The 13056-nt window shown below is 63.8% G+C and carries 9 protein-coding genes and 1 tRNA gene; 9 read left to right on the top strand and 1 reads right to left on the bottom strand.

The window, feature by feature from the left end; genetic code table 11:
* Positions 1-105 precede the first annotated feature (105 nt).
* The 8 genes from ubiB (at position 106) to ACCQ09_RS12490 (ending at position 10582) form a co-directional block, all read left to right on the top strand.
* Positions 106-1782, top strand: a complete 1677-nt coding sequence (ubiB, locus tag ACCQ09_RS12525) for a 2-polyprenylphenol 6-hydroxylase (RefSeq protein WP_011036897.1) — start codon at positions 106-108, stop codon at positions 1780-1782.
* Between the two features lie 66 nt (positions 1783-1848).
* Positions 1849-2490, top strand: a complete 642-nt coding sequence (gene lexA / locus ACCQ09_RS12520; RefSeq protein ID WP_011269877.1) for a transcriptional repressor LexA — start codon at positions 1849-1851, stop codon at positions 2488-2490.
* 172 nt (positions 2491-2662) lie between these two features.
* Complete coding sequence (gene recA, locus ACCQ09_RS12515) at positions 2663-3694, top strand: recombinase RecA (protein WP_011036899.1); 1032 nt, start codon at positions 2663-2665, stop codon at positions 3692-3694.
* Between the two features lie 115 nt (positions 3695-3809).
* Entirely contained in the window at positions 3810-4298 is a 489-nt protein-coding gene (recX, locus tag ACCQ09_RS12510) for a recombination regulator RecX (RefSeq protein ID WP_040941429.1), read from the top strand.
* A gap of 101 nt (positions 4299-4399) precedes the next feature.
* The gene (alaS, locus tag ACCQ09_RS12505; RefSeq protein WP_040941428.1) at positions 4400-7048 is read left to right on the top strand and encodes an alanine--tRNA ligase; all 2649 of its coding nucleotides are present in this window, start codon (positions 4400-4402) and stop codon (positions 7046-7048) included.
* 141 nt (positions 7049-7189) lie between these two features.
* Positions 7190-7402 (top strand): carbon storage regulator CsrA, encoded by a 213-nt coding sequence (csrA, locus tag ACCQ09_RS12500; RefSeq protein WP_040941427.1) that lies wholly within the window; start codon positions 7190-7192, stop codon positions 7400-7402.
* Positions 7403-7487: 85 nt separating this feature from the next.
* A tRNA-Ser gene (locus ACCQ09_RS12495) sits at positions 7488-7580 on the top strand.
* A 1037-nt stretch (positions 7581-8617) separates the two neighbouring features.
* Positions 8618-10582, top strand: coding sequence for a methyl-accepting chemotaxis protein (locus tag ACCQ09_RS12490; RefSeq protein WP_040941426.1), 1965 nt, complete (start codon positions 8618-8620; stop codon positions 10580-10582).
* 690 nt (positions 10583-11272) lie between these two features.
* On the opposite strand, the gene ACCQ09_RS12485 is transcribed toward ACCQ09_RS12490, so the two are convergent.
* Entirely contained in the window at positions 11273-11974 is a 702-nt protein-coding gene (locus tag ACCQ09_RS12485) for a pirin family protein (RefSeq protein ID WP_012438554.1), read from the bottom strand.
* Positions 11975-12111: 137 nt separating this feature from the next.
* Between ACCQ09_RS12485 and ACCQ09_RS12480 the strand changes: the two genes are divergently transcribed.
* Positions 12112-13056, top strand: a complete 945-nt coding sequence (locus ACCQ09_RS12480) for a LysR substrate-binding domain-containing protein (RefSeq protein WP_040941425.1) — start codon at positions 12112-12114, stop codon at positions 13054-13056.

The following is a 13056-nucleotide window of genomic DNA, read 5'->3' as shown; positions in this document are numbered from 1 at the left end:
GCGTACGCGCGCGGCCGCTGCGTTATGGCGAGTCAAAGTGCAGGGCAGTGTCCAGGCATCTGCGTCGCTGCGTTGCGCAATCGCTGCGTCGCAAGGAGCACGCTGATGTGGGAAGCACTTGGCACCGTCCGTGACCTTGGGCGCCTGCAGGAAATTGCCTCCGTCCTGATCCGCTATGGCTTCGGCGATGTGGTGCGGCGGATCGGCCTGGCCGACGTGCTGGAGCGTGCGGGCCGGCTGTTGCACTGGACCAATGCCGAAGGCCGTCTGCGCATGTCCGCGGCCACGCGTGTCCGTCGCGCCTTGGAAGAGCTCGGTCCAACCTTCGTCAAGCTGGGGCAGGTGTTGGCCACGCGCGTGGATCTGTTGCCGCCAGACTGGATCGAGGAACTCAGCGAGCTGCAGAACGCCGTGCCGGCGCTGCCGTTCGCACATATCCGCCCGCAACTGGTGGCCGCGCTGGGAATGGAACCGGAGCAGGTCTTCGCGCGGCTGGATGAAGAGCCACTGGCGGCCGCATCGCTGGCGCAGACGCATCGCGCCTGGCTGGCCGACGGCACCGCGGTGGTGCTCAAGATCCGGCGCCCCGGCATCGGCGACACCATCGATGCCGACCTGCGTCTGCTCGCACGGCTGGCCGAAATCGTCGAAACCCGCGCGCCGGATCTGAAGCGCTATCGCCCCGCCGAAGTGGTGCAGCAGTTCACGCTGTCGCTGCGCCGCGAGCTCGATTTCGCCGCCGAGTGCCGCAATGCCGAGCGCATCGCCGCCAACTTCGCCAACGATCCACAGATCCTCATTCCCGCCGTGCATTGGGAATGGACCTGCGAGTCGCTCAACGTGCAGGACTTCGTCGACGGCATTCCCGGGCGCGATCTTGTTGCTGTGGATGCCGCCGGCCTGGACCGCAAGGCGCTGGCACGCACCGGCGCCGGCATCGTGTTGAAGATGGTGCTGCAGGACGGCTGTTTTCATGCCGATCCGCATCCCGGCAATATTTTCTATCTGCGCGACGGGCGCATCGCGGTCATCGACTTCGGCATGGTCGGGCGCATTTCCGAACAGCGCCGCTTCCAGGTCGCGCAACTGTTGCACGGCATGGTGAGCTACGACGCCGAGTCGGTGATCGACGTGTTGCTGGAATGGGCAGGCACCAGCCTGGACATCGACGAGCCGCGCCTGCAACAGGACATCGGCGCCTTCGTCGATGCCTATCGTGGCGTACCGCTCAAGGAACTGCGCATCGGCGCGATGCTGGGCGATGTCACTGCCATCCTGCGCGATCACGGGCTGACGTTGCCATCGGACCTGGCGCTGATGATCAAGGCCTTCCTCACCCTGGAAGGCATGGGGCGCCAGCTCGACCCGGATTTCGACATGGCCAGCGAAGCGCGCCCCTATCTCGAACGCGTGGTGCTGCAGCGGTACGCGCCCAGCGCGATGCTGCGGCGTGGCCGGCGCACGGTGACCGGGGCGATCGACCTGATCGGCGATCTGCCGCGCGATCTCAAGCGGCTGATCCAGGCCGCGCGTCGCGGCAAGCTGCAGCTGCACGTGGAAACGCGAGCCTTGCGCGAATTCGGCGAGCAGGTCGACCGTGCCGCCAACCGCCTCACCATGGGAATCGTCACCGCCGCATTGGTGATTGGCTCGTCGATCGTGATGAACAGCGTTGGCGGCATTGCCAGCCGCTGGCTGCTGGCACTGGGCGTCAGCGGGTTCATCGGCGCGGCGTTGTGCGGGGTCTGGATCCTGTTCTCGATCTGGCGCAGCCGCCGCTGACGCGGTCCCTGCGGAGGAGCAAGCAATCGCTTGCGCGCACGGTCGTTAGTAGTAATACTACTAACCATGGACCTGACCGATACCCAGCAAGCAATCCTCGCCCTCATCGCCGAGCGGATCGAGACCGATGGCGTGCCGCCCTCGCAGACCGAGATCGCGCGGGCATTCGGCTTCAAGGGCGTGCGCGCCGCGCAATACCATCTGGAAGCGCTGGAGCAGGCCGGCGCCATCCGTCGCGTGCCGGGCCAGGCGCGCGGTATCCGGTTGGCCGGCGCCGCTGCGCACGCCAGGGCCGCCCCTGCAGAGGAGCCGGTTCGCGATGACGTGCTGCGCTTGCCGGTGCTGGGGCGCGTGGCGGCCGGGCTGCCGATCGGCGCCGACATCGGGTCGGACGATTTCGTGGTGCTGGACCGGGTGTTCTTCTCGCCATCGCCGGATTACCTGCTCAAGGTGCAGGGCGATTCGATGCGCGACGAAGGCATCTTCAACGGCGACCTGATCGGCGTGCATCGCACCCGCGACGCCCGCTCGGGGCAGATCGTGGTGGCCCGGATCGACGAAGAGATCACCGTCAAGCTGCTCAAGATCGGCAAGGACCGCATCCGGCTGCTGCCACGCAATCCGGACTACGCGCCGATCGAAGTGCTGCCGGATCAGGATTTCGCCATCGAGGGCCTGTATTGCGGCCTGTTGCGGCCCAACCGTTGAGCACTGCGCCGATGCATGCGCTGGCCGTTTCCCGAGCCGGTAGCGCAGAATTTCCCGCTGCCGCCACCAAGTTGGCCTCCCTAATCTAAGTGTGTCGCAGGCAGTCTCAGTCCGTGCGATACACCGCCGCTACATTAGCCCCATACCGAAATCACTGACGAGGATCACCCAGATGGATGAGAACAAGAAGCGCGCCCTTTCCGCCGCCCTGAGCCAGATCGAAAAGCAATTCGGCAAAGGCTCGGTGATGCGCATGGGCGACCGGGTCATCGAGGCCGTCGAGGTCATCCCGACCGGTTCGCTGATGCTGGACATCGCACTGGGGATTGGCGGCCTGCCGAAGGGCCGCGTGGTCGAGATCTACGGGCCGGAATCCTCGGGCAAGACCACCCTGACCCTGCAGGCCATTGCCGAATGCCAGAAGCTGGGCGGCACCGCGGCCTTCATCGACGCCGAGCATGCGCTGGACCCGATCTATGCCGCCAAGCTGGGCGTCAATGTCGATGACCTGCTGCTGTCGCAGCCGGATACCGGTGAGCAGGCGCTGGAAATCGCCGACATGCTGGTGCGTTCGAGCTCGGTGGACATCGTGGTGATCGACTCGGTTGCCGCGCTGACCCCGAAGGCCGAAATCGAAGGCGAGATGGGCGACCAGCTTCCTGGCCTGCAGGCCCGTTTGATGAGCCAGGCGCTGCGCAAGCTCACCGGCAACATCAAGCGCTCCAACACGCTGGTGGTCTTCATCAACCAGCTGCGCATGAAGATCGGCGTGATGATGCCGGGCCAGAGCCCGGAAGTGACCACCGGCGGCAATGCGCTGAAGTTCTACGCCTCGGTCCGCCTGGACATCCGCCGCATCGGTGCGATCAAGAAGGGTGACGAGATCATCGGCAACCAGACCAAGATCAAGGTGGTCAAGAACAAGCTGGCGCCTCCGTTCAAGCAGGTCATTACCGAGATCCTGTACGGCGAAGGCATCAGCCGCGAGGGTGAGCTGATCGATATGGGCGTGGAAGCCAAGCTGGTCGACAAGGCAGGTGCCTGGTACAGCTACGGCGACGAGCGTATCGGCCAGGGCAAGGACAACGCCCGTGGGTATCTGCGCGACAACCCGCAGGTGGCGATCAAGCTCGAAGCCGAGCTGCGCGAGAAGTTCCAGCCCGCCGAGGCGCCGCGTGAAGCCGGCGAGACCGAGAGCGAGTGAGTTTTCCCTATCGCGGGGACGGCGGAGTCAGTGCCGTCGCTCCTCGCGGTAGTTCTATCGAAAGCCAGGAGGGCGGGCGCCACGGACGGCGCATTTACCTTCGGGACACGTCACGATGAGTGAGCAAACGCCCGCACCGAAGCGGGGACGTCGGTTCAAGGAACAGACGCCGGTCCAACGTGCACTGGGATTACTGGTGCGCCGTGAACATTCCAAAAAAGAGTTGAACCGCAAGTTGCAGGCGCGTGGCATCGAGCCAGAGGCCGCACAGGCCGCCGTTGAGCGGCTCGCAGGCGAGGGCTGGCAGGACGATTTACGCTTTGCTGCCTCGGTGGTCCGTAACCGGGCCAGTTCGGGGTATGGGCCGTTGCACATCCGCGCAGAACTTGGAACCCACGGCCTGGATAGCGACGCGGTCAGTGCAGCGATGGCAACCTTCGAAGGGGACTGGACCGAAAACGCACGCGATCTGATCCGCCGCCGTTTCGGCGAGGATGGGCCGGTTGACTTGGTACAGCGGCGCAAGGCTGCCGACCTGCTGGCGCGGCGCGGCTTCGATGGCAACAGCATTCGGCTGGCAACACGCTTCGACCTTGAGGACTGAGGGCGTCAGGCCTGCTACCCTTCGTGGTTTCAGGTTGTTCCGCTCCTCTGCGCCCACATCTCATGGGGTGACCGGGACCACCGCCCGCCCAATGCCAGCCCATGAACGCACCCGCCAAATTCAGCACTTCCCAGATCCGTAGTGACTTCCTCGCGTTCTTCGAGGGGAAGGGCCACACCATCGTGCCATCCGCGCCGCTGGTGCCGGGCAACGACCCGACCTTGCTGTTCACCAATTCCGGCATGGTCCAGTTCAAGGATGTCTTCCTTGGCGCGGAAAAGCGCAGCTACGTGCGTGCCGCCGACGTGCAGCGCTGCCTGCGTGCCGGTGGCAAGCACAACGATCTGGATTCGGTGGGCTACACCGCGCGCCACCACACCTTCTTCGAGATGCTGGGCAACTGGTCGTTCGGTGATTACTTCAAGAAGGACGCCATTGCCTGGGCGTGGGAGCTGCTGACGCAGGTCTGGAAGCTGCCGGCCGATCGCTTGCTGGTCACGGTGTACCACACCGACGAAGAAGCCTTTGAACTCTGGCGCGACATGATCAGCATCCCGGAAAGCCGCATCGTGCGCATCGGCGACAACAAGGGCGCGCCGTATGCGTCGGACAACTTCTGGCAGATGGCCGACACCGGTCCCTGCGGTCCGTGCACCGAAATCTTCTTCGATCATGGCGATCACATCGCCGGCGGCCCACCGGGTTCGCCCGATGAAGACGGCGACCGCTTCATCGAAATCTGGAACCTGGTGTTCATGCAGTTCGATCGCCAGCCAGACGGCACCTTGGTGCCGTTGCCGGCACCGTGCGTGGATACCGGCATGGGCCTTGAGCGGCTGGCCGCCATCCTGCAGCACGTGCACACCAATTACGAAATCGACGTCTTCCAGGCGCTGATCGGTAAGGCCAGCGCGCTGACCGGCATTGCGGATCTGGAAAACAAGTCGCTGCGGGTGATCGCCGATCACATCCGCGCCTGTTCGTTCCTGATCGTGGATGGCGTGTTGCCATCCAACGAAGGGCGTGGCTATGTGCTGCGCCGGATCATCCGTCGCGCGTTGCGGCATGGCTGGATGCTGGGCGTCCGCCAGCTGTTCTTCAGCAAGATGGTGCCCACGCTGGTCGAGCTGATGGGCGAGGCCTATCCCGAGCTGGTGGTCGCGCAGGAGACCGTGGCGCGTGCGTTGCTGGCCGAAGAAGAACGGTTTGCCGAGACGCTCGACGCTGGCATGAAGATCTTCGATGACGTCGCGTCGCGCTCGCAGGAGATCATTCCGGGCGCGGATGCGTTCCGTCTTTACGACACCTACGGCTTCCCGGTCGATCTCACCGCCGACATCGCACGTGAGCGCGGAATGCGCGTGGACATGGAGGGCTTTGAGTTCGCCATGGAGCGTCAGCGCGAAACCGCGCGCGCGGCAGGCAAGTTCGGTGGCGGCGTGGCGCTGCCTGCGGATCTGGTGGCCACCATGGCGCCGACCGTGTTCCTTGGCTACGAAGCCCAGGATGCTGACGCGCTGAAGGTCGTCGCGTTGCTCAAGCAGGGGCGGCCGGTGGACCGTGCCGAGGCCGGTGATGAGGTCATCGTGTTCACCGATCGCACGCCGTTCTACGCCGAATCTGGCGGCCAGGTCGGCGACAGCGGTCAGCTCAGCGGCACGGACGTCAGTATTGAGGTCGCCGACACACAAAAGTTCGCTGGCCAATTCCATGGGCATGTCGGGCGTATCGCGGAGGGCGCACTGAAACTTGGCGACGTGTTGTCCGGTGGTATCGATGTGCAGCGTCGTGGCAAGACCATCCTCAACCACTCGGCCACGCATCTGCTGCATGCCGCGTTGCGCGAGGTGCTGGGGACCCACGTGCAGCAGAAGGGCTCGCTGGTGGCGCCGGATCGCCTGCGCTTTGACTTCTCGCATTTCCAGCCGATCACTGCGGAAGAACTTGCAGTGATCGAGCGCAAGGTCAATGCGGAAGTGCGCACCAACCACAGCGTTGAAGTGCACAACATGGCCATGCAGGAGGCCCTGGACTTCGGTGCGATGGCGCTGTTTGGCGAAAAGTATGGCGAGCGCGTACGCGTGCTCAAGATGGGCGGCTATTCGACCGAACTGTGCGGCGGCACCCATGTCAGCCGCACCGGTGACATCGGCTTGTTCAAGATCACCTCTGAAGGCGGCGTCTCTTCCGGCGTGCGCCGCATCGAAGCGGTGACAGGGCAGGGCGCACTCGACTACGTGGCTGAAGAGGAGCGTCGTCTGGGTGAGGCCGCAAACCTGCTCGGCGGCAACAGCACCGAGATCGTCGACAAGGTGCGGGCGCTGACCGATCGCCAGAAGCGCCTGGAGCGCGAGCTGGAGTCGCTCAAAGCCAAGCTTGCATCCGGCGCGACCGCCGACCTCGGCGCCAGCGCGGTGGACGTGGCAGGCGTCAAGGTGATTGCGGTGCGCCTTGAGGGATTCGACGCCAAGGCGTTGCGCGAGGCCATGGATCGCCTGAAACAACAATTGGGCGACTCGGTGATCGTGCTGGCCGGCGCTGCAGGCGGCAAGGTCGCCCTGGTGGCCGGCGTGAACGGCAGCCCAACTGGCAAGGTGAAGGCAGGGGAACTCCTTGGCCATATCGCCAGTCAGATCGGGGGCAAGGGCGGTGGCCGTCCGGATCTCGCCCAGGGTGGTGGCGAGGACGGGCCCGCCCTTGCGACTGCGCTCCAAGGCGTGCCCTCCTGGGTCAAGCAACACTTGGGCTGAACACTTGTCCTGCCAAGCCTTGCTGGCTGGCAGGATGTCCCGCTACCATTTCTGGTCTTTATCCCCTTTACCTAGGGCGCGTCTCATTCAGGAGGCCGCCGATGCTGGTGGGATACCTGCCAGTTCCAGGAGATTTGCAAAATGTTGATCCTCACTCGCCGAGTAGGCGAAACCCTGATGATCGGCGACTTGGTCACCGTGACCGTGCTCGGCGTCAAGGGAAATCAGGTGCGCATTGGCATTGCCGCGCCTAAGGATGTTGCCGTGCATCGCGAAGAAATCTATCAGCGCATCCAGCGCGGTGACGAGCCGGTTGCGTCCGGTGCGCATCACAATGACGATTGTTCGGACTGATTGATTCAAAAGGGTTTACGTTAGCCCCTCTTACCCGGTATTCTTCGCGGCCTGCCACGAGACACCGCGGCAGGATGCAAAAACTGGAGCGATGCCCGAGCGGCTGAAGGGGCTCCCCTGCTAAGGGAGTATAGGGTCAAAAGCTCTATCGAGGGTTCGAATCCCTCTCGCTCCGCCAGTTCAAAAAAACACCCGCAAATCCCTGATTTGCGGGTGTTTTCATTTGTGCGTTCGCCAAGTAGAAGATATCGCTCCATCTGCTTCGCACGCTCGGATGCTCCGTGTGGTTGCAGTGGTCAAAGTGATTGTCCAGGCGGACGGCGCTACCCAGCATCACACGTGCAGTGCGATCACTTGCAGGCATGACCCGTCCACTGGCATGCAGGCCCTAAAGCCGCCTCGGCGCTACTTTCAGGTCTATGCAGGCATCTTGGAGTTGCGGATGGCGTGGTGTTGGCTGCTGTTGCCATGCATTGCGGTGCCGGTGTCGAACGGCATCAGCGCGTGCCGGCGTGCAATGCGGCTGTTCGCTGGGCCCTGGGTATGACCACGCATCGCCTGGCCTTGAGCGCAGGGCCGTTCCTTTTGGCTACATCCTGTGCTCGATCAGCTAAACAGCAAACGCAGCATCGTCAGGCGTTGCTTCTGCTGCACTTGCTCGCCGGCTGATATGGCTGAGATGCCTCCAATTGATGATGGTTTCGGTTTCTAGCGAAGGTCGCTCCGGAATTTCGGCACGACAGTCTCTGCCTGCAGATTGAGACTACCGGTGTGGCTGGCATTGATTGGATGCGTTGCGTCGTGGTCGCATCACAGGGTGCCGATGGTGTCTCAACCGCATCCGTGGCACAGCACCGCGTCCGATGATCACGCGATCTATTTCCTTGGCGTCCACGCAACGATAGTGCGATTGCCGCCTGGCGTGGGTGCTTCGTCCTTGGAGCGATTTCATGGCATTGCGAAGAGTGAACTCGCAATGCCAGGGCGGCCTTTGCATGCGCGCAAGCCATGCCGGCCGCCGATGGATAGGAACAACTGATCGATGAGCGCTCGCGAGATAGCGCTACCTAAGCTTCTTCAGTGATGTGGCCGGTCCAGAAGAGCCCGGTTTTCGCCTTAAATCATGCATAAACCTGCCTTCGTGCGCGCTCGGAAACGGTCAAGGATTCGATCGGTGAGCCGCTAAAGATGTGACCCACACCACGGAACGTTGGAATGCGCTTGCAGCCGCTTGTTGGACGTCTTACCTCTCTTTGGACCCGAGGGCTGCAGCACAAGGCCACCGCGATGGATCGGGTCATGGCCGTCATCGAGTTCGATCTGGAGGGCCGCATCCTGGATGCGAACCACAACTTCCTCGCCTTGATGGGCTATCGGCTGGAAGATGTGGTCGGCAAGCATCACCGCATGTTCGTGCACCCGAGCGAGCGCGAGAGCGATGGGTACCGGCAGTTCTGGGACACGCTGCGGCGCGGCGACTTCCATGCAGGGCGCTATTGCCGCCTGGGTAATGGTGAGCGCGAGGTGTGGATCAACGCCTCCTATAACCCGCTGCTGGATCGCTCCGGTAAGCCGTATCGCGTGGTGAAGTACGCCACCGACATCACCGCGCAGGTGCGCCAGACCGCCGATTTCGAAGGCCGCATCGACGCGATCGACAAGGTGATGGCGGTGATCGAGTTTTCGCTGGATGGCACGGTGCTCGATGCCAATGCCAATTTTCTTGAGGTCATGGGCTACCGGCTGGACGAAATCCGTGGCCAGCACCACCGTCTGTTTGTCGAACCGGCGCAGCGGCAGTCGGCCGAATACCGCGTGTTCTGGGAAAAGCTCGGGCGTGGCGAATTCGATGCCGGGCGCTACAAACGCGTGGGCAGGGACGGGCGCGAGGTCTGGATCCAGGCCTCCTACAACCCGGTGCTGGACGAGCGTGGGCGCCCTTACAAGGTCATCAAGTACGCCACCGACATCACGCGTCAGGTGGTGGAATCCGCCGATGCGGACGGCCGGATCCAGGCGATCGCCAAGGTGATGGGGGTGATTGAGTTCGACCTGGATGGCCTGGTGCTGAGTGCCAATGACAACTTTCTGGCGATCCTTGGTTACCGCGCCGACGAGGCGATCGGCAAGCATCACAGCGTGTTCGTCGATGCTGCCTACAGCGCCTCGGAAGACTACCGTCAGTTCTGGGCCACGCTGGCGCGCGGGCAGTTCGATGCGGGCCGGTATCGGCGCCTGCGCAAGGACGGCAGCACGGCCTGGATCCAGGCCTCCTACAACCCGATCCTGGATGTGTCCGGGCGCCCATACAAAGTGGTGAAGTACGCCACCGACGTCACCGACCAGGTGCGCTGGGCCGAGCGCATGCGCGATCTGGTGCGGCAAACCATGGGCATTGCGCAGAACGTACAGCGCGAGGCGCACCATATTTCGGCAAGCAACCAGGAATTGGTGAGCCGTGCGGCCAGCCAGTCCGATGCCGTGCAGCAGACCTCCACCAGCATCGAGCAGCTGGCCGAGACGGTGCGCGCCAATTCGGAAAACGCCGGCGCTGCGCAACACATGGCCGAAGAGTCAGCCACTGTGGCGCGCAAGGGCGCGCACGTCATTGCCGAGGTCGTGCAGACCACTTCCAGCATTCGCAAGGCGACCGACCGTATCGGCCAGATCATCGAGGTGATCGACGGCATTGCCTTTCAGACCAACATCCTGGCGCTCAACGCAGCGGTGGAAGCGGCGCGTGCAGGCGAGCAGGGCAGGGGCTTTGCCGTGGTGGCGACCAAGGTGCGCAGCCTGGCGCAGCGCTGCAGCGTGTCTGCGCGCGAAATTCGCTCACTGATCGAAGACGCCACCAATCAGGTGGGCGATGGCTCACGCCTGGCCGAGCAGGCCGGCAAGGTGATGCAGGACATGGTCACCTCGGTGTTGAAGGTGACCGCGACCGTGGAGCAGATCGCCGCAGCCAGCCAGGTGCAGGCGCAGGACATTTCCACTGCCAATCAGGCGCTGCAGTCGATCGGTGTACAGGCGCGTGATCAGGCGCAGATGGTCGATGATCTGGCGCGCTCTGCGCGTGTGCTGGAGGCCGATGCGGACGCATTATTCGCGCTGGTCAATGGCGACGAGGTCGGTCAGCCGCAGGACGCACCCGCGGTGGAGGTGTTGGCACGGCGTGCGTGATGCATGTGGCTAGCATTCTTTGCGGGCGCTGACTGTTTCGCTTGCACGTGGGTTGGAGTCCGGTTGGTTGGATAAAGCGCGTGTGCTGGAGCAGTGGCAGGCATGCTCGTTCTGCTGATCGACCGGTATGCTCAGTGCGTGGCTAGCGAGTGATGCAACGCGCCGTGTGTGCAGCGCCGCTGGAGTGCTCCGCGTTGGTCGCCGTGTGGCGCGTGTGGTGCGATTTGTCCGTAGTGCGGTGGACCCGGAAGCGCCCACGTTGCAGAGCATGCCTGTGCGAAATGCACGCTTGTACGTCCTGCGGTTTGTGATGTGCCGAGCAGAGTGCTTCTCGAATCGTCGTGCGTTGATTCGGATTGCTTGCATCGCATCAAATCGCGGCGCTTTCATTGCGTTTGGCCCGTGTCGTCGCGTGGCTGACTACTGCAAGAAGCGCAGCCCCTATGGTTCTACTGCCGTTATCGCCGCCAGGCAGCCGAGGCTGCAGCGCAGAGGTGCGGCTACACCCTTGGCATGACACGGTGCCTACGCCACCTGTCATTCAATCAAGCAGGCATGTTCTAACGCCTGCTGCAGTCGAGGCAGCCGATGCCACAACAAAAACCCGCCAGTCGGCGGGTTTTTGCATTACTGGTGCGCAGTCGCAGCGCTCGTGACTCCGATGCATGAAGGCGACGCACTGCCAACCACTCACTGCGGCAGGTCGAACACCAACACTTCGGCATCACGGGCATCGGCCAGCACGATCTCCGGCTCGCCCGTCACCTGCAAGGCATCACCGGCCGACAGCACCTGGCCGTTGACGGTCAGGCTACCGCGCGCCACCTGCACATAGCCGAGGCGGCCCTGAGCCAGCGGGTGCTGCAGGCGACCGTCGCCGTCCAGGATGGTGGCGTACAGGCGCGCATCCTGGTGCAGCTTCAGCGAGCCACCGTCGCCGTTGGGCGAGGCGATCAGGCGCAAGGTGTTGCGCTTGCTGTCGGCGTCGAAATGCTTTTCCTCGTAGCTGGGCTCGATGCCGTTGCGCTCGGGCATCACCCAGATCTGCAGGAAGTGCACCGGGTCGCTGGCCGAGTGGTTGAACTCGCTGTGGGTCACGCCGCTGCCGGCGCTCATGCGCTGCACATCTCCGTAATGCAGGACCGAGCCGGTGCCCATGCTGTCCTTGTGCTCCAGTGCGCCGTCCAGCACGTAGGAAATGATCTCCATGTCGCGGTGGGCATGCGTACCGAAACCTTCGCCCGCCTTTACCTTGTCTTCGTTGATCACGCGCAGCGGGCCGATGCCCATGTGGCGCGGATCGTGGTAGCTGGCGAAGGAGAAGGTATGACGCGAGGACAGCCAGCCGTGCTCGGCGCGGCCACGGGTTTCGCTCTTGCGGACAGTCAACATGGTGCTTCTCCTTGGAAAGATTCGAATGAGGCGGAAGGTGCGTTTTGCTTGCCCGTTCCGTTGATGCGTAGTTTGGAGAGGTGCCCCGGGTAAAAAAAGCGAGTAGATTTGACTGCTACCATCGAAAAAATCGAACAATGAAAATCAGCCTGGATGCGTTGCAGATCCTGGATGCGATCGACCGCCGTGGCTCCTTCACCGCTGCGGCGAAGGTGCTGTTCAAGGTGCCGTCGACGATCTCCTACACGGTCTCCAAGCTGGAGGAGGACCTGGGGGTGCTGTTGTTCGAGCGCGTTGGCCCCAAGGCCACGCCAACGCAGGCCGGCCGCGAGCTGCTGCGTGAGGGGCGGCAATTGCTGCGCGCGGCGCAGGAGCTGGAAGTGCGGGTACGGCGGGTCGCCTCCGGCTGGGAGTCGGAGTTCGCCATTGGTCTGGACGCGGTGCTGCCGGCGTCATTGCTGCTGCCGCAATTGCTGGACTTCTATCGCATCGCCGACAGCACCCGGTTGCGGGTAGTGAGCGAGTCGCTCTCCGGCAGCTGGGAGGCGTTGCTGGATCGACGCGTGGATCTGGTGGTTGCTGCTGGCGAAGGGCCGAGCGGTGGCGGTTATGTGGCCGAACCGATCGGCTCGCTGCGGTTCGTGTTCGCAGTGGCCGCTACGCACCCGCTGGTGGACGCCGGAGTGCTGGGCGTGGCGGAGCTGGCCGAGCATCGCGCGATCGCGGCAGCGGACTCCGCACGCCGGCTGCTGCCGCGCACGGTGGGGCTGCTCTCCGGCCGCGACGTGCTCACCGTGCCGGACATGCAGACCAAGTTGCAGCTGCAGCTGGCTGGGGCCGGCTATGGCTTCCTGCCCGAGCCGTACGCGCGCGGCGCATTGCAGGCCGGCGCCCTGCGCGCGCTTGCGGTGGAAACGCACAAGCCGGACGAGACGTTCTACCTGGCCTGGCGCCCGGGCGAGGAGGGCGAGGCGCTGGGCTGGTGGCGGCAGGCGCTGCGCAGCGACGGGTTATTTGCGCGCTGGCTGGAGCAGCTGGCCGAAACGTATCGTTCCGTCGCCACAGGGCAGCCGGTGGCGTAG

The sequence above is a fragment of the Xanthomonas sp. NCPPB 2586 genome (genome assembly GCF_041475775.2).
Classification (GTDB): Bacteria; Pseudomonadota; Gammaproteobacteria; order Xanthomonadales; family Xanthomonadaceae; genus Xanthomonas; species Xanthomonas campestris.
The sequence above is the reverse complement of the archived record's forward strand: the minus strand, read 5'-3'. Positions and strand labels throughout refer to the sequence as shown.